At 73.6% G+C, this 21,678-nt stretch carries 15 protein-coding genes and 1 pseudogene; 9 read left to right on the top strand and 7 right to left on the bottom strand.

Annotated elements, in window-relative coordinates; all coding sequences use genetic code 11:
* The first annotated feature begins 49 nt into the window (after positions 1-49).
* Positions 50-469: a MarR family winged helix-turn-helix transcriptional regulator gene (locus tag OH807_RS05805; RefSeq protein ID WP_406194723.1), complete on the top strand. Its 420-nt coding sequence runs from the start codon at positions 50-52 to the stop codon at positions 467-469.
* A gap of 448 nt (positions 470-917) precedes the next feature.
* On the opposite strand, the gene OH807_RS05800 is transcribed toward OH807_RS05805, so the two are convergent.
* Both OH807_RS05800 and OH807_RS05795 read right to left on the bottom strand, forming a co-directional pair.
* Positions 918-2,102 carry a cytochrome P450 gene (locus OH807_RS05800; protein WP_406194721.1) on the bottom strand — a complete coding sequence of 395 codons (1,185 nt, stop codon included), beginning with the start codon at positions 2,100-2,102 and terminating at the stop codon, positions 918-920.
* Positions 2,103-2,560: 458 nt separating this feature from the next.
* A pseudogene (locus tag OH807_RS05795) lies at positions 2,561-4,211 on the bottom strand (IS1182 family transposase).
* A 184-nt stretch (positions 4,212-4,395) separates the two neighbouring features.
* Here OH807_RS05795 and OH807_RS05790 point away from each other — a divergent pair.
* Positions 4,396-5,340, top strand: a complete 945-nt coding sequence (locus OH807_RS05790) for a hypothetical protein (protein WP_406194718.1) — start codon at positions 4,396-4,398, stop codon at positions 5,338-5,340.
* Here the strand turns inward: OH807_RS05790 and OH807_RS05785 are convergent.
* Positions 5,294-5,590, bottom strand: a complete 297-nt coding sequence (locus OH807_RS05785) for a hypothetical protein (protein ID WP_406194715.1) — start codon at positions 5,588-5,590, stop codon at positions 5,294-5,296. The two genes, OH807_RS05790 and OH807_RS05785, sit on opposite strands and share 47 nt — an antisense overlap.
* Positions 5,591-5,955: 365 nt before the next feature.
* Here OH807_RS05785 and OH807_RS05780 point away from each other — a divergent pair, with 365 nt between their 5' ends.
* Complete coding sequence (locus tag OH807_RS05780) at positions 5,956-7,602, top strand: carbohydrate binding domain-containing protein (RefSeq protein ID WP_406210730.1); 1,647 nt, start codon at positions 5,956-5,958, stop codon at positions 7,600-7,602.
* A gap of 127 nt (positions 7,603-7,729) precedes the next feature.
* Here OH807_RS05780 and OH807_RS05775 read toward each other — a convergent pair whose 3' ends face one another.
* The 4 genes from OH807_RS05775 to OH807_RS05760 all read right to left on the bottom strand — a co-directional run bounded on the left by OH807_RS05775 (position 7,730) and on the right by OH807_RS05760 (position 14,008).
* Entirely contained in the window at positions 7,730-8,608 is an 879-nt protein-coding gene (locus OH807_RS05775; protein WP_406194713.1) for a DUF6585 family protein, read from the bottom strand.
* Positions 8,609-8,787: 179 nt separating this feature from the next.
* A complete protein-coding gene (locus OH807_RS05770; protein WP_406194710.1) occupies positions 8,788-9,867 on the bottom strand; it encodes an alpha/beta hydrolase in 1,080 nt (359 codons plus the stop codon).
* Positions 9,868-9,940: 73 nt separating this feature from the next.
* Positions 9,941-11,089, bottom strand: a complete 1,149-nt coding sequence (locus tag OH807_RS05765) for a serine hydrolase domain-containing protein (protein ID WP_406194708.1) — start codon at positions 11,087-11,089, stop codon at positions 9,941-9,943.
* 252 nt (positions 11,090-11,341) lie between these two features.
* Entirely contained in the window at positions 11,342-14,008 is a 2,667-nt protein-coding gene (locus OH807_RS05760) for a helix-turn-helix domain-containing protein (RefSeq protein WP_406194705.1), read from the bottom strand.
* Between the two features lie 157 nt (positions 14,009-14,165).
* Here OH807_RS05760 and OH807_RS05755 point away from each other — a divergent pair, with 157 nt between their 5' ends.
* From OH807_RS05755 to OH807_RS05730, 6 genes are all read left to right on the top strand, one after another.
* The gene (locus OH807_RS05755; protein ID WP_406194703.1) at positions 14,166-14,390 is read left to right on the top strand and encodes a hypothetical protein; all 225 of its coding nucleotides are present in this window, start codon (positions 14,166-14,168) and stop codon (positions 14,388-14,390) included.
* 144 nt (positions 14,391-14,534) lie between these two features.
* Entirely contained in the window at positions 14,535-15,248 is a 714-nt protein-coding gene (locus OH807_RS05750) for a molybdopterin-dependent oxidoreductase (RefSeq protein ID WP_406194701.1), read from the top strand.
* The gene (locus OH807_RS05745; RefSeq protein WP_406194699.1) at positions 15,232-15,855 is read left to right on the top strand and encodes a cytochrome b/b6 domain-containing protein; all 624 of its coding nucleotides are present in this window, start codon (positions 15,232-15,234) and stop codon (positions 15,853-15,855) included. The genes OH807_RS05750 and OH807_RS05745 overlap by 17 nt, the downstream gene beginning before the upstream one ends.
* Before the next feature lie 662 nt (positions 15,856-16,517).
* On the top strand, positions 16,518-19,202 hold the full coding sequence (gene lanKC / locus OH807_RS05740; RefSeq protein ID WP_406194696.1) for a class III lanthionine synthetase LanKC: 2,685 nt from the start codon (positions 16,518-16,520) through the stop codon (positions 19,200-19,202).
* A gap of 154 nt (positions 19,203-19,356) precedes the next feature.
* Complete coding sequence (locus tag OH807_RS05735; protein ID WP_107452462.1) at positions 19,357-19,494, top strand: SapB/AmfS family lanthipeptide; 138 nt, start codon at positions 19,357-19,359, stop codon at positions 19,492-19,494.
* A gap of 147 nt (positions 19,495-19,641) precedes the next feature.
* Positions 19,642-21,399 carry an ABC transporter ATP-binding protein gene (locus OH807_RS05730; RefSeq protein WP_406194691.1) on the top strand — a complete coding sequence of 586 codons (1,758 nt, stop codon included), beginning with the start codon at positions 19,642-19,644 and terminating at the stop codon, positions 21,397-21,399.
* Positions 21,400-21,678 lie beyond the last annotated feature (279 nt).

The raw sequence follows: 21,678 nt of genomic DNA, 5'->3' as shown, positions 1-21,678 counted from the left end.
ACTAAACATCCTTATATAAGCTACCTTGATCATGGCGTAGACTCGCTCCATGCATGGTGAGCTGCAAGAACTCGGCAGAGCGGTCAAACAAGCCCAGTATCGACAGCATCGGGCGCTCGACAGCGCGCTGTCGGCCATCGGCACGACGCTGGCGCAGTGGGATGCCCTGCGCGCGATCAGCCGCTCACCCGGGGCGTCGGCCAGCGAGTTGGCCGCGGCGACGTTTCAGACCGGACAGGCCTTCGGTACGCTCGTCGGCCGCCTCGCGGCACAGGGCCTCGTGGAGCGCCGACCGGGACACGGCCGGCGCATCGAGCACCACCTCACGCCCGCCGGCGAGGAAGTCCTGACGGTCGGCAACAAGGTTGCTGACGAGGTGCTCGCCGCCTGCTTCTCCAGCTTGCCCGACGCGGACCGCGCAACCCTGCTCGACCTGCTTCAGCGCCTCACCGCAGAACGGGACACGTAGCCCGACCGCCAGACACACCCACCTCCCACGGGTGTATCCATCCCCCGCTGCCCGTTGAGCGGCCGCTTCGGGTGCGGCTCGAAACAGATGGCTGGCGTGCGCCTCGGCCAGCCCGCAGGTTCGTCACCGACTGTTACATCGCAACTGGCCGTCCGTGGGGAGTTCCAGGTGGCTGCTGACAGACGACGCCGGAGTCCAGGGCGGAGTTCCGAACCCCCCTGCCAGCCGGGCACCAGCGCGTCCGGCCATCGGCAGACCGACCGAGGCGAGCACCGCCCGCAGCCGTTCAGTCCATCGGCCGTGGCGTCGAGTCAGCCCGGCGATCTGCTCGATGAACGGCTGTCCGCGGCCGGGCTCGGAGGCCGTTTCACCTGTTCTGCCCGTAGGTGGGGGCAGTTGCGTCCAGGGAAGTGGTGTACGGCGCCGGGTGGCCCCGCCGGAGGCGTCGTCACGGCAGGACCGGCAGGGAGACCGGGCCACGCATCAGCCGGGTGTGGCGCCACTCCAACTCCTCGGCAGGCACGGCGAGGCGGAGCCGGGGGAAGCGCGTGACGAGGGCGCGCAGCGCGATCCCGCCTTCGGCCCGTGCCAGTGGAGCGCCGAGGCACCGGTGGATGCCGTGTCCGAAGGCGAGGTGTCCGCCGGCCCCGCGGTCGAGGTCGAGCCGGTCCGGCTCGGGGAAGCGGGCGGGGTCGCGGTTCGCGGCGCCCGGCGCGATGAGCACGGGTGACCGGGCCGGAATCTCCGTGCCACCCAGCCTGATGGTCTCGGTGGTGAAACGGAACGTGGCGATGCCGACGGGGGAGTCGAGCCGGAGCAGCTCGTCGACGGCGGCCTCGACCAGGTCGGGGTCCTCGCGCAGGCGGTGCAGCGATTCCGGAGCCCGGAGGAGTGCCACGAGGCCGTTGCCGATCAGATTGGTGGTGGTCTCGTGCCCGGCGACGAGAAGCAGCACCGCGAGGGAGACGAGTTCGTCCTCGCCGAGCCGGTCCTCACCGTCCTCGCCGTCGCGGGCGCGGATCAGATCGCTGAGCAGGCTGTCGTCGGGCGTGCGGCGCTTGGCCGCGACGAGGTCGGCCAGGTAGCCGGCGACGGCGTGCGAGGCGGCGTCGATCCGTTCGGGCCGTCCGGCCGCGAAGAGTTCGTCCGACCAGGTCCGGACGGCCGCGTGGTCGGCGTCGGGAACCCCCAGCAGTCGGCAGATGACGGCGACGGGCAGCGGGCCGGCCAGGGTGGCGACGGCGTCGGTCGGCTCGCCGGGGACCCACTGGTCGAGCAGCGCGTCCGTCACGCCGGCGATGTACGGGCGCAGGCGGGCGACGGCACCCGGTGTGAACGCCTTCGTGACCAGGCTCCGCAGCCGCGTGTGCCGGGGCGGATCGGTGGCCAGCATGCTCCGGGACACGGCGGGGTGCAGGTTGCGTCCGGTGTCCTCGCCGGCGAAGAAGGCCGCCGCGTCCTTGGACAGCCGTGGGTCGGTGAACGCCTCCCTGGCTTCGGCGTAGCCGGTGACGAGGTAGCTCGACCGCCCTCCGCCGCCGGGTACCTCCCGGACCGGTGAAGCGCTTCGGAGCGCCGCGTAGGTGGGGTACGGGTTCCGGAAGAACTCCGGGTCCTGAAGCGGGTTGCTCATGCTCGTCCCTGTGCCGTCGGCTCGACCCGGCACACCGCTCGCCGACTGCGGTGTGAGCCCGCCCGGGTGCGTGCCGGCAGGCCGGGTCGAGGGTGTCCGTGCTGCCGGCCTTGAGGCGGAACCGGCTCACGAACACTAACCGCCCGAGCCCCCGGGTTGCCGCTCGGCCCGCACGAACGGTGCGTCCGCCGGGCCGGCGCACGACGTCATGCCCCCGGAACGTCGACCGTCCGCGGAACGCCGACCGGTGCCGGTGCCGGTGCCGGGCCGGCGGCGGCCAGGGGGGCCGGGGGGCCGAGCTTCCTCCGACGTATTGTGGCGCGACCTGTGGGTGGGCCCGGCGGGCTTGCTGCCGGCGCAGTGCCCGGCGGACCGCGGACCGCGGGCGGTGCGGCCAGGCCGGTCAGGGCGAACAGGGCCCCGAGACGTACCAGACACCGTTGGCGAATCCTGACGAGCTACTCCGCATGCCGGAGAGCGGCGAAGTGAGACGTGCGGGTGCGGGCCCGTGGTGTGCCGATCAGCCAGGCGTCAATGCGGTGCAGGTTCATCGCGGTGGCAGTGAGCTGATGCTGGAGCCGGGCTTTGGCGAGGCCGAGATGGCGACATCGGCGCAGGTCGAAGGAGCGGACGCCCTGGGCGATGGTCCCTTCCACGCCGGCGCGGTGGGCGTACTGCTCCTTCCACTCGGAGCTTGCTTCCCGGGTCTGCGCTTGTCGGATGACCTCATGCTCGGCCTGGGGCGCAGGGTGATCCTTCGTCCGTGGCTTGTCTCCGCGCGGGTGCAATGCGCCTTGGCGGTGCAGGGGCGGCAGTCGTGGATCGAGAATCGGGCGCGGATGACGGGGGCGTCCTGTTGTGATCGACCGGGGGCCCAGGAATTGCTGGTCTTGCCGTTGGGGCAGGTGACCTGCTGGTTCGTCCAGTCGATCATGAAATCGTCCTGGGTGTAGCCCTCGCCGGCCCTGGTCTGCCAGCTGGTGGAGCCAAGCACGGGGCCGATGAGTTCGATCCCGTGCTGTTCGTGGGCCGTGACCACTTCCCCGGCGGTGGTGTAACCGGAGTCGAGGAGGTGCACAGCTGGTAGCCAGTCCCGCTCGGCGAGGTGCGCGTGGATCGGCCGCACGAGCGCCACGTCCTGGACCGTGGAGTCGGCGGTGGCCACGTGGGTGATCAAGTTGGGCGCGTCCGGCTCGCAGGTCTCGGTGAGGTGGACCTTGTAGCCGTCCCAGAAGGTGCCGCGCTTCACGCTGCCGCGGGCATCGGTGTCGTAGGGGCTGACCAGGCGCTTGGCGCCCGGCGGACGGTCCTTGATGTCGCGGCGGCGGACCACGCCGTCCATGACGACGTACTCCTGGATCCACATCGCCCGAAGGGTCTGAACGGCGGGCAGCAGGCGCAGGAGGGGCGGGGCCTGCGGGCCGGTCACTGCACGCAGGAAGTCCATCCCGTCGGTGCCGATCTGTTCGATCAGCTCGGTCTCCTAGTCTGGGCCGTTGGCAGCCGGATGTCCTCAAAGCGGATCGCGTATCGGTCGAACCACTCCGGCCGGATCTGAACGGCCAGCCATGTCGGGTCCACCGCGGCGACCATGTTCAGCGCGGCCCGCAGCGTCTCGCCCAGCCGCACCAAGCCACTCATCTTCCGGGTCGCCGCCAGAACGATGGTCGAGTCCGTCCTGGCCCGCCCTCCCGTCTTCAGGAGTCCTCGCCGGTCGGCGGCCTGAAGGATCCGGTCGAGCAACTGCATACCGACGTCTCCGGTGATCAGCCGGTCCCGGAACTCGCTGAGGACCGAGTAGTCGAAGCCCGGGTCCGTCAGCTCCAATCCCAGGAGGTACTTCCAGTCGACGCGCCCGCGCACCGCATCCGCAGTCTGCCGATCCGACAGCCCTTCCGCGAACTGCAGCACCGACACCACCGCGAGCCGCGCGGGCGACCAAGCCGGCTTCCCCCGCGCGGGGTAGAGACCCGCGTAGTCCTCATCGGTGAACAGTTCCCCCAGCTCGTCGCGCAGCCGCATGGCCAGGCTTCCTTTCGGGAACGCCGCCCGTGCCACCCGCGCCGTCTCCGACGGAATCTCGCCCGGCTGACCCGCACGCATCGACACGTCTACCCCCAGCGACAAGACGACGGCCTTCGAGAGCAATCCTCGTAGGCCGTCGTTGCGCGTCGCAGCAGATCAAGTACCCTACCCGCGGGTAGGAGCACTGCTCGCCAAGCTCGTGGCTTCACAGGCTGGCCCTGCCAGGGCGCCAGCAGCGGACAATTGCTTGGGCGCTAACCTCCGGGGCATGGCTCAATCCCCCTGCCCCCTGCGGTTCATCACACGGCTCGTCGACGGACGCATCTGTGCCTACGACCTGGCTTCCGATGCCAGTGGCGTGCTGTCGCCCGTCATGTTCTTCCGGCCGGCTCCTGACGACGACGTCGTTGACCACGCAGTTTCCGATGGCCTTCAGCTCGCCTACTACGCGACCCTCAATGCAGTCGTCTGCGTGTCAGTAGAAGGGGCCGAGGTCTGGCGGTCACTGTTCGAACCGCAGTCAGAGCAGCCACGCGGACACCGGCCCAGCTGCACGCTGTCGTTGGACGGACGCGTGTTGTGGGTCTACCGGCCTGACGTTATGGCAGGGCGTGACCGACCCGACCAGTGGGCCGCCCTGGACGCCGGGACCGGAGCGGTCATCGCGCAGGAGGATCTGCAGACTGTCGGGCACGGTGGCCAGCACCTGCTGCACCCGGCGAGCGATCAAGTCCTTCTCGATGTGGGTGAAGGGCAGGACGGTTCGATGATCTACCGTGCGTCGCTTACCGGGGCTCGAATGGAGCTCATCAGCTACCCCTGGGACGACCGGTGCCTCATTGCCCTGTCGCCCGATGGGCGCCAGTTCATGACCGTTCACCACGAGCAGGGCGACATTGCCATCCACACCTACCCCGACGGCGAGGTGACGTTTGCCCTCTCCGTCGACGCCTTCGGACACGACCCGGACGAGATCTACGTGGAATGGAGCGGCGGCTACCTGACCCAGGACACCATCATCGTCACCCTCACCGGCGAAACCGAGGACGAGCTGGAGTGGTTCCGCCACTACCGTGTCGATGTGCCCTCGGGCCAGGTCCAAGCGGAGTTCGACGCCCACTCGGAGAACCCGTACGACATCCAACCCCTTGGAGACGGATCCTGGCTCACCACAGATCCATCCGGTCACCCGATTCGCTGGACCGAATCGTAGGAACCCCGCCACGGACGGACCTGGGCCTCCCGGACGACGACCGGACCGGATTCGCCAACAGTGTCCGTACCACCCGGGGGCCCCAGGTGATGCAGAGGGAGATGAGCAGCGCCGGGCCGAAGGCTTCGGCCAGTCCGGTGCCGAGGCCGAGCACGCCGAGGTACTGACCGGTGGCGTGCTGCGGGGCGAGCGAGAAGGACACCTCGAAACCGGCGGCGCAGTGGCAGAGTTCGCCGATCGTGTGGATCACCATCGCGATCGTGAGCAGGGCGGCGGGCCCATTGGCGGCCTGTGCCCGGGCAGTTCGAATCCCTGGCGATTGGTCCAGACCTATTGACGCGCCTTGCCGCCCCTCCTACGATCCGGTTCGGCACAGCCCCACATGTCCCCACCTCACCCAGAGCCGGGCGTCGTCACGCCCCCACGCGTCGGTCATGTCCATGACGCTCGGCGGGAAGGGAGCACCACATGTTCCGTCGAAGGTCGCGCTCTCCACGTCCTTCGGGCGATTTCCGCCCCAGCCCGGCCCCCGGCCGCCCCGACGTCGACGGGGCGGGCAGCGAGCCGCTCCGTGCTGTGCGCCCCCAACGGGCGGCGGTGGAACGCGCATTGCAGATGCACCGGACCGGCCGCACCGAGCACGGGCCGACCGTCGTGCGCCGCTCCCTCGCCGCGGTGAGCGCCGTCGCCGTCATCGGGGCCGGCCTCGCCGTGGCCGGCACCGTCACGGCCGGAGCCGCCGTCACCAACCTGGTGGCCAACCCCGGGTTCGAGAGCGGGCTCTCCGACTGGACGTGTTCCGGCGGCTCCGGCGCGGTCGTCGGCAGCCCGGTCCACGCCGGCACCGCCGCGCTCAAAGCCACGCCGACCGGCCAGGACACGGCCCAGTGCAGCCAGACCATCAGCGTGCAGCCCAACTCCCAGTACACGCTGAGCGCCTACGTCCAGGGCAGCTACGTCTACCTGGGCGCCACCGGTACCGGCATCACCAGCGCCCCGTCCACCTGGACGCCGAACAGCGCGTCGTACAGCCAGCTCAGCGTCGGCTTCACCACCGGGGCGACCACCACCTCGGTGACCGTCTACGTGCACGGCTGGTACGGGCAGCCCGCGTTCTACGCGGACGACGTGTCGCTCACCGGCCCCGGCGGCAGCAGCCCCACGCCGACCACCACGCCACCGACGACGCCGCCCACCACCCCGCCCACCACGCCGCCGACGACCCCGCCGACGACCCCGCCGACGACCCCGCCGACGACGCCGCCGACGACCCCGCCGACGACGCCGCCCACCACCCCGCCGGGCGACACCTGCGCCACGAAGCCCAAGCCGTCGGGCAAGGTGCTGCAGGGGTACTGGGAGAACTGGGACGGCGCCGCGAACGGCGTCCACCCCGGCATGGGCTGGGTGCCGATCACGGACAGCCGGATCGCCGCCCACGGCTACAACGTCATCAACGCCGCCTTCCCGGTGATCCTCTCGGACGGCACCGTCCTGTGGCAGGACGGCATGGACGCCGGCGTCAAGGTCTCGACGCCCGCCGAGATGTGCCAGGCCAAGGCGGCCGGGGCGACGCTCCTGATGTCGATCGGCGGCGCCGCCGCGGGCATCGACCTGAGCTCCAGCACCGTCGCCGACAAGTTCGTGGCGACCGTCGTCCCGATCCTCAAGAAGTACAACTTCGACGGCATCGACATCGACATCGAGACCGGCCTGTCCGGGAGCGGCAACATCAACACGTTGTCCGCCTCCCAGTCCAACCTGATTCGCATCATCGACGGCGTCCTCGCCCAGATGCCGGCCGGCTTCGGCCTCACCATGGCCCCCGAGACCGCCTACGTCACCGGCGGCAGCGTCACCTACGGGTCGATCTGGGGTTCCTACCTGCCGATCATCAAGAAGTACGTCGACAACGGCCGGCTCTGGTGGCTGAACATGCAGTACTACAACGGCAGCATGTACGGCTGCTCCGGCGACTCCTACCAGGCCGGCACCGTCCAGGGCTTCACCGCGCAGACCACCTGCCTGAACAACGGCCTGGTCATCCAGGGCACCACGATCAAGGTGCCGTACGACAAGCAGGTGCCCGGCCTGCCGGCCCAGCCCGGTGCGGGCGGCGGCTACATGGCGCCGAGCCTGGTGAGCCAGTCGTGGGGCGCCTTCGGCGGCTCGCTGAAGGGGCTCATGACGTGGTCGGTCAACTGGGACGGTTCGAAGGGCTGGAGCTTCGGCGACAACGTCAAGTCCCTCCAGGGGCGTTGATGTCCCGCTGATCTCCGCTGAGCTCCGCTGAGCTCCGGGTGACGCCCGCCGGGGCGTTGCCGGTGGTCCGCTGCTGCCCGGGTGCCCCGGTGCGCCGTTGTGCGCCGGGGCACCCGGGCCGGGGCGGTCAGGAGGCGGCGCGGCGCCCGAGCACCCGCCGGCGTTCGGCGACGGTGAGGAACAGGCTGAGGTTGGGGATCCTGCTCACCGCGGTGTCGCCCGGTCCGCGGCCCCTTCCGGAGGCCTTGATCCGGACGATGCCGTTCGCCGCCCTGATCTCCTCGACCTCCTCCCAGGGCACCGCCCCCCGCGCGGACCCGACCTCGTCCCGGGTCATCCACAGCGGGCCGAAGTCGAGGCGCCCGCCCGAGGCCATCGTGGCCGCGGCGCCGGGGAGCTGGGCGCGGGTCACCGCCTGCTGGATGGCCGGCCCCCACTCCTGGGGCGAGTCGATCCTGCCCTTCTGGGCGACCTGCCCGAACGTGTCCACCCGCCCCCTCAGCACGAGCTTCGCACCCTCGGTGTCGGTGAGCGTGTACTCGTACGCGGTGTGGCCGGCGGCTCCCGTGTGCCGGACGACGTGCTGCAGGACGGCGGTGCTCTCGTAGCGGACGGTGCGGACGGAGCCCTGCACCACGGTGGTGAGGCCGTGCTCGAAGAGGTCGAGCCGCAGGCCGCCGTTCTTCCGCGACGTCGCCCGCTCGTGCCGGATGCTGAACGGGACGACCAGCAGGAGCCCGAACGGGATGACGGCCAGCACCGCCGCCTCGGTCATGGCGAGGACGAGCCCGAGGCCGCCGAGGACCACGACGCCCGCCACGGCGCAGCCGAGGGAGCCGGCCTGCGACCGGGCGCCCTGGTACACGGCGCGGCGCCCGCCCAGCCGGCCGCGGGCCGCGGCCTCGTCGATCATCGGCAGGAACCGGTCCGCGTCGTCCCTGCCGGGCCCGCCGCCGTCCCCGCCGCCTTCCGTCCGGCCGTTCACTCGGTCGTCCTGCCCGGTCATGCTCGTCCTCCAGTGGTCCGGAACCGCACACCGGCGGAGCGAGGGCCGGGTGCGTACCTGTCGTGGGCGTACCTGTCGTGGGCGTGTGCGTGGGCTTCGTGGGCCTGGGCGTTCCGGCGGGCGGGCCCGGACCGGCGGTGGGTGGGCCGCCGGCCCGGGCCCGCCCGGTCTGCGGGTGCTCAGCCCGCCGCGCCGAACGCGGCCGCGAGGCGCGGGACGTAGTCGGCGAGCGCGGGCGCCCAGCAGCCGTAGTTGTGCCCGCCGTCGCAGGTGGGCGACAGGCTCGATCCGTCGCCGTAGTCGACGAAGCGGCTGGGGATCCCGAGCCGGTCGAGCCGGTCCCGGACGGTCCGGGTGGCCATCGCGGTGAAGTGGTCGATCGGGCCCTGGTCGCCGGTGTAGAGGTCGACCGCCGTCCCGGACAGCTTGGCCAGGTTGCCGGCGGCGGCGGGGTTCAGCTCGTTCCAGACGTGGTCGGCGTTGAACACCGGGTACGGCGAGCCGAAGATCGCGTCGCTGTCGACGTACGTCCCGTAGCCGGTGCAGTGGCCGGTGCCGGAGGTGCTCACGGCGCACCACGCGCCCGGCAGGTTGAGCTCGGTGGCCACGACCGTCGCGCGGATCTCCGCCATGCCGAAGTCGATGCCGCCGGACAGGGAGGCGACGTGGCCGAACAGGTCGGGGCGGTACTCGGCGTAGTGCAGCGCGCCGTAGCCGCCCATCGACAGGCCGACGACGGCGCGGTGGGCCCGGTCGGCGACGGTGCGCAGGTTGGCGTCGATGAACGGGACGACCTGCCGGGTGTGGAAGGTCTGCCAGTTGGCCGCGCCGAGGGCGGTGTTCTGCATCAGCCAGTCGGCGTACCAGCCCTTCAGGCCGCCGTCCGGGACGACGGTGATCATCGCGTCCGAGTGCAGGGCGGGGGCCGCCGCGGCGTCGTCCACGGTGCCGGCCCCGCCGTGCAGGAAGTAGGCCACCGGCCACCGCCTGCCGGGGTCGGCGGCGTAGTCGCGGGGGAGCAGGATCCGGATCCGGTGGGTGCCGGACAGCTGGCCGGTGGCCACGGTGAGCGTGAAGTCGGTGCTCGAATGCACCTCGGGGCGGCCGACCAGGGTCAGCCCGGACCCGTTGGTGAAGGGCGGCGGGGCGGTGTCGTCCGCGTGCGCGGGCAGGGGGGTGAGCAGGACGGTCACGGCCATTGCGGCGGCGACGACGGCCGCCTTCGCGTGGCGGCGCCAGGTGGGCAGGAGCGGGATCATCGGCGGTCCTCTCGGTGGTGGCGGTCGCGGCACGGCAGGGCTGCGCGTGGGAACCGTGCCCGGGGTGGCGGGGCTACAGCGCGCAGTAGGCGTCGGCCGTCGCCCGGCCGGTGTCCTGCTGGCCCTTCGTCCCGGCGAGCAGGTGGAACTCGTTGTTGGCGCGCGCGACCTGCCGGCTGCCGTCGTCGCTCGTGTACCAGTCGCTGAAGTAGCCCAGCACGGCGCCGTTGTGGCTCCAGGCCCACTGGCCGCACGGCAGCTGCACGTGGAGGATGCCCAGGCCGTAGCCCACGGTGCCGTCGGCCGTCACGGGGACGGTGGTCTTCAGCTCGGCCTGCTGCGCCGGTGCCAGGAGACGCCCGGTCACCAGGGCCCGGGAGAAGGCGGTGAGGTCGTCGAGGGTCGACACGATCGCCCCGGCGGGCCCGAAGGCCTGGACGTCGGACGTGCTGACGTCCCTGATGCCGATGCCGATCACCGGGTACTCGTACCCGTGCAGGTAGTTGCCCGAGAGCGACGGGTCGGTGGTGGGGAAGGTGGTGTCGTGCAGGCCGAGCGGTTCGATGATCCGGGCCCTGACCTCGGTCGCCGTGTCGTTCCCCGTGACGGCCTTGATCACCATCCCCGCGAGGACGTAGTTGGTGTTGGAGTAGCTCCACTTCTGCCCCGGCGCCCCGGTGGGCCTGCGCTGCGCGAGGCCGAGGTCGACCAGGGTCTGCGGCGCCCAGGCCCGGTCGGGCTGGAGATTCAGCGCGTAGCCCAGCGAGAACCCGGCGTCCTTGGCGTAGTCGGGCAGGTCGGAAGTGTGGTTGAGGAGCTGACGGATCGTGATCCGCGCGCCGTCGTAACCGTTCGCGTTCACGGCGCCGGGGAGCCACTTGGCGACGCTGTCGTCGAGCGACAGGCGCTGCTCGCCCTCCAGCTGGAGCAGCACGGTGGCGGTGAACGCCTTGGTGTTGCTGCCGATCCGGAACGTCGCGGCCGGGTCGGCGGGCGCCCGGGTGGCCAGGTTGCCGACGCCCGCGTGCACGTACTGGGTCGTGCCGCCCCGGCGGACCAGGCCGATCACCCCGGGGTAGCCGTCGGCGACCCCCTGCTGCGCGCCGGCCTGGAGGAGGCCGGCCGCGGTCGGGGTGTCGGCGTGCGCGGGGCCGGCGCCGGCGCCGGCCAGGACGGCGAGGGCCAGCGCTGCGCCGGCAGCGGTCAGGCGGAGGGGCTTCATCGGACTCCTTGGGCTGAGGGTGGTCCCGGCGGCGCGCTGCGCCCGCCGGTGTGCCGCGGTGGCCGACGGCGTGTCCGCCGCGCCGGCCGGGTCCCTCCGATGCTGCTGCCCGCCCGGCCCGTCGGACAGGCCACGGCACCGGCCACATATGACCGGCCGTCCGGTGACGTCCGGTCACTCCGCCCGGTGACGTCCGGCCACCCCGCCCGGTCGCCCCGTCCGGCCGTCACCCGGCGCGCGGGCTCCGGCCGGTCAGGACGGCCCGGTCGCTCCGGTCGGGGCCGGTGGTGCCGGTGGTGCGGGCGGTCCCGGTGGTCCGGGCGGTCCCGGTGGTGCGGGCGGGAAGGTGGCCGGGGCGAAGCCGGTGTGGCGCTGGCGGAACGCGCGCCCGAGGTGGTGCTGCAGCCGCACGTGCCGGAACTGGTAGACCGCGCCCGTCTGCCGCAGCACCCCGCGGTGGTAGGCGTCCTCCAGGAACGCGGCCGGCTGCCAGGGCAGCCGGCCGGTCAGCGGCAACCAGGCGCGGGACAGCACCACCCACTGCCCCCAGGCGGTGAAGGCGAGGAGGTAGGCGGCCGTCCCGCCCGCCCCGCCGACCGCGCCGATGAAGAGGCCGTCGGCGAGCCCCCAGCTCAGCGGCCCGAGCAGGCCCTGGAACAGGTCGACGACGAGGCGCCCGCAGCCGGCGATGGCGAGGGTGAGCGCCGGCGCCAGGACGAGGAACTGACGCCCGACCGTCGCCCGGTTCGAGGCGAGCAGGGCGGCCGGGGTGGCCGCGGAGGTCACGTCGACGGGTGCCTCCAGCGCGGCCGAGAGGCCGAAGACCAGGCCGGCGGCCGATCCGAACGTCAGCCCGAAGCAGAGCATGTTGATCAGGGTGCCCTCGATCACCTTCGGATCGGTGAGTGGTGGCCCGGTGCAGACCGCGCGCTCCAGGGCGAGGGCGCACGCGTACCCGACGCCCATGACGGCCCCTCCGAGCAGGCCGTTCCCGAACCGGGTGACGAAGGTGCGGACGGGCCGGCGGCCGAGGCTGCCGCGGGTGCCGGGCAGCCGCAGCCGGGCGCGGGCCGGTTCGAAGGCCTTCCCGCCGCCGAGCGTGATCAGGATCGCGTACACCGAGCCGAAGGCGAGGCCCGCGACCGGGCCCACGAGGCTCCCCTGGAGGAGGATCTCGCCGATCCCCAGCGGGGCGCCGATCAGCGGGCCGACGAGCAGGCAGGCGAGCCAGTCGGACAGGGCGACGCTCGTGGCGGTGGCCGCCACGACGGCCGTGACGCGGGTGGAGCGCGGCAGCGAGTCGCCGAGCTGCCACCAGGCGACGTCCTGCCGGTCGTGCTCGGCCCGCACCAGGTGGTGGGCGAGGTGCCCGAGCCAGTGCTGCGCCCGCTCGGGATCCCACCCCGGTGAGCGCGGCCGGTGGCCGGCGGCGTCCCGCTCGGCGGCGCGGTGCCGGTAGACCGCGGGGACGAAGCCCGACAGCAGGTGCTCCTCGATCGCCCTCGTGGTGGGGAACCGTGCGGAGTCGAGCAGTTCGGCGGGATCGCGGCCGGGCGTCTCGCTGTGGACGGTGCGCGCCAGGATGACCATGAGCGGGGTGGTCAGCGCGGCGGCGAGGTTCGCGGCGGCCGGCGTCCCCCCGGCGCGCAGCTCCTTGAGGACGGCGCCCCACCCACCGTCGTTCGTAGCGCCGTCGGTCGTACCGCCGTCGGTCGTACTGCCGTCGCCGCCCTCGGCGCCGGTGCGCCCGCCGCCGGCGACCGCTCGGGCGGTGCGAGGCAGGTAGTCGGCCAGGTCGTCGGGGGTGAGATCGGTGAGCTCGATGCCGGCCGCCCAGAGCAGCGGGGCGTGTGCCTCCTGGACGGCCTCGGCGAACTCGGCCCGCCGGCTGGTGAGGACGAGCGGCAGCGAGGTGGCGTTGAGCACGTCGAGGGCCTCCCGCCGCAGGCCCTCCGCGATCTCGTCGAACCCGTCGAGGACCGGGAGGATCAGGTCGGCGTCGACCAGCGCGGCGGCCAGCGTCGAACCCCGGGGGCCGCGGCGGGCCAGGTGCGGGTGGTCGCGCAGCAGCCGGCCGATCAGCCAGTCCCGCAGCGCGGTGGTCGTCGGGTCCCAGGAGCCGAGGCCGACGACGACCGGCACTCGCCCGGGGGCGGCCGGGGCCGCCTCCAGGTGGTCCAGGAGGAACCTGATCGCGAGGATCGACTTGCCGGAGCCGGCCTGTCCGAGCACCACCAGCCGCCCGGAGCCGATCCGCCGGTAGAGCTCCGCCACGCTCCGCAGGTCACCGCTCAGGTCCACCGGGCGGGGCTCGGCGCCCGGCCCCAGCCGCTGGATGTTCTCCGGGCGGTCGGTGAGGGCCGCGGGGGCGGGTCGCCACCGGACGGGCAGCGGGAACGGGTCGTGGACGCGGCGCTGCGCCTCCTCGCGCCGCCAGCGGCGCCGGACCTCCGTCGCCAGCTCCTGCGCGGCCTCGGCCAGGACGGCGGGCACCGGCCGCGGCGCGGGGACCGCCACGGCGGGTGGCGCGGCGGGTTCGGGCGGCACGGGTGGCGCGGCAGGTTCGGGCGGCACGGTTTCGGCTTCGGGGGCGGCGGCGGGTGCGGGCACCACGGGGGAGGGAGGCGCGGGCGACGGAGCCGCGGGCACGGCCGGTCCGGCGGCCCCGTCGGCAGCCCCGTCGGGCGCCCCGCTCCGCGAGGTGGCGAGGGCGGTGGCCAGCTGCCGGCGCTCCTCCTGGCCGATCCCGAGGGCGTCGGCCAGCAGGTTCACCGTGCCCAGCCGGTGGTCGGTGGATCTGCCGCTCTCCAGCCGGCGGATCGTGCGAACGCTCACTCCGGACCGTTCGGCCACCTGCTCCTGGGTCAGGCCCGCCTGGCCGCGCAGCCGGCGCAACAGCGTGCCGAGCTGTTCTGCCACCGATGTGCCTCTCTACTCGCCGGTAAGGGTCGGCGGCGAGCCTACCCGTGACACCCGGTCAGGTATGGCCGGTGGCCTGGCCTGTTCGCCGGGCATGACCAACGCCACAATCGCTGCCCTTACGGACCCGTCGCACGGCGAGACACGAGGAGACGGCGTGGTGTTCCGCTACTGGTGCGGTGAGTGCGGCTACCGGACGGGGTGGGTCGGCCGGTCGGAGGGGGAGCGGCAGCAGGTCGGGCACTACGCGCGGCGGCATGCCGGCACGCCTCCCGGCGGTCATGTCGAGGTCGGCCGCAGACGCGGCGCGGGGTGCGGCTGCCTCCCGTTGGCCGTGGTCGCGCTCCTGCTGGTGGTCGTGGCGGCGGCGTGCCACCGCTGAGCGCGGGCCCGCCGCCCGCGGGCCGGTGCCACGCGGGCTGCCTACCGGGTCCGCGGGCCGCCGGTGCGGCCGGAGATGACGAAAGGCTGACGGCTGCGCGCCGGGGCTGGCCGCGGGGCGGTTGCGCCTGGTCGAATCGGGGCCGTGGACAGAACAGCGAAGAACCCCCGCGGCACCCCGGTGGGCCGCCGGGTGGTGCTCGGCCTCCTCGGCCTCGGCGCCGCGGGCGTGGCGGTCGGCCCCTCCCTCCAGCGGGCGCAGGACACCGTGGCCGGCAAGGACCCGACAGGGCTCACCGGTCTGCTGCCGGGCGGCGGGGGCTTCCGGTACTACTCGGTGGCCGCCTCGGTGCCGACCAGGGGCGCCGACACGTACGAGCTCACGGTGGACGGCCTGGTGGAGCGCCCCGGCCGGTACCGCCTGGCCGACCTCCAGGGGATGCCGCAGCGCCGCCTCGTGCGGGACGTGCAGTGCGTGACCGGCTGGCGGGTGCCGGCCACGCCGTTCGAGGGCGTGCCGCTCGCCCACCTGCTGGACGCCGCCGGGGTCACCGCGGGCGCCGCCGCCGTCCGGTTCAGCTGCTTCGACGGCGAGTACACCGAGAGCCTCACCCTGGAGCAGGCCCGCCGGGAGGACGTGGTGGTCGCGCTGAAGCTGCAGGACGCCCCGATCTCGCACTCCCACGGCGGGCCGGTCCGCCTGTACGTGGCGCCGATGTACTTCTACAAGTCGGCCAAGTGGCTGTCCGGGATCACCGTCACCGACGCGGTGCAGCCGGGCTACTGGGAGCAGAACGGCTACGACACCGACGCCTGGGTCGGCCGGTCGAACGGACGTGACGATGCGCCGACCGCCTGAGACGCTGCTCCGCTTCGGCCGTGCCCAGCGCTGGGTGCACCGCGTCACCGCCGGCCTGATGCTGACCTGCCTCGCCACCGCCGCCTGTCTCTACCTGCCGCCGCTGGCCGAACTGGTCGGCCGCCGGCGGCTGGTCGTCACCGTGCACGTGTGGTGCGGCCTGGCGCTGCCGGCGCCGCTGCTGCTCGGGCTCGCCTTCCGGGCGGTGCGGGCGGACGTGGCGGGGCTGAGCCGGTTCTTCCCCGAGGACCGGGCCTGGCTGCGGGCGACGTGGGCGCGGGCGAGGCACCGCCCGGCGGGCAAGTTCAACGCCGGGCAGAAGCTCTACGCGCAGTGGACGCTCGGCGCGATGCTGGTGCTCCTCGGCACGGGCCTGCTGATGTGGCTCACCCACCTGGCGCCGCCGGCCTGGCGGACGGGTGCGACCTTCGTCCACGACTGGCTGGCCGCGGCCGTCGCGGTGGTGACCGCCGGGCACGTCCGGATGGCAGTGCGGGATCCCGAGGCCCGGCTGGGGATGCGGACGGGGTGGGTCGACCGCCGGTGGGCCGAGCGGGAGCACCCACTGTGGCGGCCGGAGGGGAGCACGGCGGAGGTGGAGCAGTAGCCCCGGCCGGCGTGGGCCGGTGAGCGGTGAGGCGCCCGACGACCGGATTCGGACCGGCCGGCGAAGGGCGCCTTTCTGCTGCCCGGGGCCCGTGGTGCGGGAGGGATCGGGGAAAGGAAGGGTCGGCCGGGAAATGCCAGTGGAATTACTCGGCAATATGAGCTAATCCACGGCGGCTGTCGCACAGACGGGCGACGGTCGCACGCACGGTGAATTCCGGGGTGCGGGTGCGGCCGGCCCGCGGCGGCGGTGCGGGGAGCGCCCGGCGGCGCACCTCGCGCCGGCCGCCGAGGGTGGTGACTTCGCTGGTCGGCGCCATGATTCGGCTCGGTCGGCCGGTGGGTGGCGCGTTCGGCCGGACGGGTGGGGGCGGCCCGGAGACCCGGCGTGCGGACCGGCGCACGGCGGGCACCTGCGGGGCGCTTTTCCACGCCGCGGCTCACGCCGGGCGGGGGGCGGCGCTCCGTCGTGAATATTTCCGGGAAATTACTTCTCGTGCGCTGTTGTCAATCATCTCCGCATATCTGAATACTTCGGATGGTCGCACCGAATTCCGGAGGCTCGCCCTCCGCACAGTGCGCCGGATCCCGTATTCCCGGCCGACGGCAGGTGTCGGCTCCATGCCGCCCTGTCAGCGCACAGCCGCCACGAGGAGGGTCCCGTTGGACAACCAGTACGAGGCCTACGCCTTCGCCGACCCGGTCTTCTACGACTCGCCCCGGCGATGGGGAGCCACCGAGGAGTTCGCCGCCGTCGCCCGGCCGCTGCCCGAGGGGTGGGAGCGCGGCGATCTGGAGATGTGGGCCGTCGTACGTCCGACGGGTGTGCAACTGCCCCTCCAGGGCTGGAAGATCCACGTCTCCACGACGCCGGCGGACGCCGAGGCCGTCCTCGCGGAGGTCTTCGAGTACTGCCTCCGCGAGGGAGTGACGTTCAAGTTCCTGCGGGGGCTGCCGATCCTCCAGGTGCAGAACTCTAAGTACGCCCCGCGCGGGTCGAGCGGGAAGTTCTGCACCCTCTACCCGCGGGACGACGCCGAGCTGGAGCGATGTCTCGACGGCCTCGGCCGCCGGCTCGCCGGCCGCCCCGGCCCGTACATCCTCAGCGACCTGCGCTGGGGCGAGGGGCCGCTCTACCTGCGCTACGGGGGATTCGCCGAGCGCTACACCCGCAACGCGGCGGGGGACCGCGTGCTGGCCCTGGAGGACGGCGAGGGCCGGCTGCTCCCGGACGTCCGGGGAGCCGGATTCTCGGTGCCCGCCTGGGCGCCGGTGCCGGACTGCATAGCACCCGCGGTGGCGGCCCGCGCCGCCCAGCAGGACACCGGGCTGCCCTACACCGTGGAACGGGTCCTGCACTTCTCCAACGCCGGGGGCGTCTACCTGGCCCGCGCCACGGCCGACGGCCCGCAGGTGGTACTGAAGGAGGCGAGGCCGCACGCCGGCCTGGACCAGCGCGGCGTCGACGCGGTGACCAGGCTCCAGCAGGAGCACGACATGCTCGCCCGGCTGGCCGGCGTCCCCGGCGTCCCCGTCCTGCACGAGCTGCTGACGGCCTGGGAACACCGCTTCCTCGTCCAGGAGTTCGTCGAGGGGGACTCGCTCAGCCAGTGGCTCACCGCCCACTACCCGCTGATCCACCCGGACGCGGACGAGCACGCCGTCGCCCGGTACACCCGCGAGGCCGTCGGCATCGTCGACCGGATCGAGCGCACCCTCGACGCGGTGCACGCCCGCGGCGTCGTCTTCGGCGACCTCCACCCGCGTAACGTGATCATCCGGCCGGACCGCTCCATCTGCTTCATCGACTTCGAACTCGCCAGCACCGTCGAGGACTTCCTCCGCCCCGCGCTCGGCGCCATGGGCTTCACCGCGCCGCCGGGGTACACCGGACCGCAGATCGACCGGTACGGACTCGCCGCGATCCGCCTCTGGCTCTTCCTCCCGCTGGCCCAGCTGCCCGCCCTGGACCCGGGGAAGGCGGCCGAGCTCGCCGACACCGTCGAACGGCGCTTCCCGGTGCCGCCCGGCTACACCGACGAGATCCGCCGCCTGCTGGGCTCCGCCCCCGGCGACGGGCGCACCCCCCGGCCGGTGCTCGGACAGCGCCGCGGCGAGCTCACCGGGCTGCTGGCCGCACCGCACGCCGACTGGCCGCGGATCCGGGCCTCGCTCGCCGAGGGGATCGCCGCGACGGCCACCCCGGACCGGGCCGACCGCCTCTTCCCCGGCGACGTCGCCCAGTTCACCCAGGGCGGCCTGGGCCTGGCGCACGGCGCGGCCGGCGTCCTCTACGCCCTGCACGCCACCGGCGCCGGGACGGACCCCGACCACGTCCGGTGGCTGGTGGACGCCGTGCACCGGCGCCCGCCCGGGCCCGGCCTCTACCACGGGGGCCACGGCGTGGCGTACGTGCTCGACCTGCTGGGCGAGCGGGAGACGGCCCTGCTGCTGCTCCGACGGCTGGCCGAGCCCACCGAGGAGGACCGCGGGCCCTCCCTGGGCAGCGGGAGCGCCGGCACCGCCCTGGCCCTGCTGCACTTCGCGGCCGTGACCGGGGACGAGGCCCTGCTGAAGGAGGCGCTGACCCTCGTCGGCTCCGCCGCCGACGCGACGGAGCAGGCGGCGGCCGGCGGGCACCAGCGCCGCGTGGGGCTGCTCGCGGGAGCCTCCGGGGTCGCACTGGCCCTCGTCCGGGTGTACGAGCAGACCGGTGCGACCGCCCTGCTCGACCGGGCCGAGACCCTGCTCCGGCTGGACCTCGACCGCTGCGCGACCGTCGCCGACGGCACGCTCCAGGTGGTCGACGGCCGCCGCGTCCTGCCCTACATCGAGACCGGCAGCGCCGGCATCGGGCTGGCGCTGGACGCCCTGCTCGCGCACCGCCCGGGGAGCGCGGCCGCCGCGCACGTGCAGCCGATCCGCCGCGCGGCCGAGCCCGAATTCGTCATCCAGCCGGGGCTGTTCAACGGCCGCGCCGGGCTGGTCGGGCTGCTGTCCGCCACCCGCCCGGCCGGGGACACCCCACCGGCGACGGAGACCCCGCAGACCCCGCCGACCTCGCAGACCGCGGAGCCCCCGCAGACCGCGGAGCCCCCGCAGGCCGCGGAGTCCCCGGAGCGGACCGCGGCCGTCCTCGACCGGCACCGCCGGCTGCTGGCGCTGCACCAGATCTCCTACCGCGGGCACCTCGCCTTCCCCGGGGACCAGCTGTTGCGGCTCTCGACGGACCTCGCGACCGGCAGCGCCGGTGTCCTGCTCGCCCTGGGCACCGCCCTGGCCGGCACCCCGTTCCTGCCCTGGACCGGCCGCGCACCCGGTGCGGCACCGACCGCCGCCGACGGCTGACCCCGCCGCCGGGAGTCGCCCCCGCGAGTCCCCCCGCGAGTCGGCCTGGACGCCACCCGCGGCACCCCCGCGGCGCAGCCACCGGCGCCGCCCCCCAGTCTCCCGGCCGCCCGGCCGGGTGGTTCCACCCGTCACCACCTCGAAGGAGAACATCATGGCGATCCTCGACCTCCAGACCATGGAGCTGCCCGAGACCGAGGCGGCCCCGATCGACGACACCCTCGCCAGCACCAGCTCGCTGAGCGTGCTCAACTGCGGCACCAGCACGGTCAGCACGCTGATCTGTCTCTGACCGGTACCCGGCACCGCCCCTGCCGGGGCGGTCGGTGACCACCTGAAGCCGGCCGGGCAGCAGCGCTCCACGCTGCCGCCCGGCCGGCCCGCCGCCGGGCCCCACCCTCCACCCAGCCTTCCGCCGCCCGCAGCAGAGAGGTTCCCCGTGGCCGACCACCACCCGCGCACCGCCCGCCCCGCGGGCCCGGTCCGGCTCCGCCACGAACTCACCCGCGAACCCGGCCGGCTCGCCGCCGCCCTGCTCCTCGCCCTCGCCGCCACCGCCGCCACCATCGCGCTCCCGCTGCTGCTGCGCGAGGTCGTCATCGACTTCTCCGACCACCTGCCGCTCGCCGCCGACGTCGCGCTGATGTGCGCCGCGGCCGCGGGCAGCGCCCTCGCCCAGGCCGGCTGCGGCTTCCTGCTGGCGCGGATCGGCGAGCGGATGGCCTACCGGCTGCGGATCCGGCTGATGGAACACGCGCTGCGCCTGCCGCTCGCCGTCGTCCGGACCCAGGGCACCGGGGAGCTGGCCGCCCGGATCACCTCGGACGCCCTGCTGCTGCGCCAGGTCGTCGACGTGGCCACCCAACTGCCCATCGCCGCGCTGACCGTGGTCGCCACGCTGGCCGTGATGGTCTGGATCGACTGGGTCCTCACCCTGGTCACCGTCGTCTCGCTGAGCGCCCTGACCCTCGTCATCGCGCTGGTCCTGCGCCGGATGCGGGCCAACGTGACGGGCCAGCAGGACGCCGTCGGCCGGATCGCCCAGCGCTTCACGGCGAACCTGGAGGCCCTCACCACCATCAAGGCCTACCGGGCGGAGCCGGTCGTCACCCGGGTGCTGGCGGCCGACGCGGAGCGCCTGCGGGTGGTCTCGCTGGAGGGCGCACGGCTCGGGGCCCTGATCCCCGCCGTGCTCACGCTGGGCAACCAGTTCGCGATGATCGCGGTGATCCTGACCGGCGGGGTCCGACTGGCCTCCGGGGAGCTCGCAGCGGCGACGTTCGCGGCCTTCCTGCTCTACCTGCTGCAGACCATCCCCTCCGTCAACACCCTGGCCACCGGCCTCGGCCGGCTGCAGTCCGGCCTGGCGGCCCGCGACCGCTGCAACGACCTGCTCCGGCTCGTCCCCGAGAGCGACCCGCAGGACGGCGACCGCACCGCCCCCGTCCCGCTGCCGGGCGCCCCGTCGGTCACCTTCGACGCCGTCTCCTACACCCACAGCGGCGCCGACGACCCCGCGCTGCGCGGCGTCTCCTTCACCACCGCGCGGACCGGGCTCACCGCACTCGTCGGGCCGTCGGGAGCGGGCAAGAGCACCACGCTCTCGCTCATCGACCGCTTCGTCCGGCCCTCGTCCGGCGCGATCACCGTGCTCGGCCACGACACCCGGCACTGGCCGCTCGACGCGCTGCGCGCCCGGATCGCCTACGTCGACCAGGCGTTCACCCTGCTGGAGGCCACTGCCCGGGAGAACCTCCAGCTGGGCCGGGCGGGCGGGGCCAGCGACGCCGAACTGGCGGGCGCGCTCGCCGCCGTCGGCCTCACCGAGGACATCGCCCGCCTCCCGCAGGGGCTCGACACCGTGCTGGGCCGGGAGTCCGACCTCTCCGGCGGCCAGCGCCAGCGGATGGCCCTGGCCCGGGCCCTGCTCTCGGACGCCGACATCGTGCTGCTCGACGAGCCCACCAGCCAGCTCGACGGCCTGAACGAGCAGCGGTTCCGCGCGGTCGTGGACCGCCTCGCCGCGACGCGGGCCGTCATCGTCGTCGCCCACCGGCTCTCGACGGTGCAGCACGCGCACCACGTGATCATGATGAGCGACGGCAACGTCGTCGACGCCGGGGAGCACCCCGCACTGCTGGCGCGCTGCGTCCCGTACCGGCAGCTGGTCGCCAGCCAGAAGCTCCCGGCCGCCTGAGCAGGCATTGCGCCGCCCGGTACCGCATTGGCCGGCACCGCGCTGCCCGGCACCGCACTGCCCGGTACCGCATTGGCCGGCACCGCGGGGGCCCGGTACCGAAGCGGCCCGGCGCGGGCGGGGGCCCGGCCGTTCGGGTCGGCGGGCGTCAGGGAGCCGTCAAGGACGGCCGCCGCGGCGTAGGCCACGCGTCAAGGAGGGCCGCACGAGGTGCGCACCGGGTCTCCACTGGAGGTGCGGGCCCGACCGGTGCCCCGCACCCACGCCGGAAGGATCCGC

This window comes from Kitasatospora sp. NBC_01560 (genome assembly GCF_045208415.1).
Taxonomy (GTDB): Bacteria; Actinomycetota; Actinomycetes; order Streptomycetales; family Streptomycetaceae; genus Kitasatospora.
The sequence above is the reverse complement of the archived record's forward strand: the minus strand, read 5'-3'. Positions and strand labels throughout refer to the sequence as shown.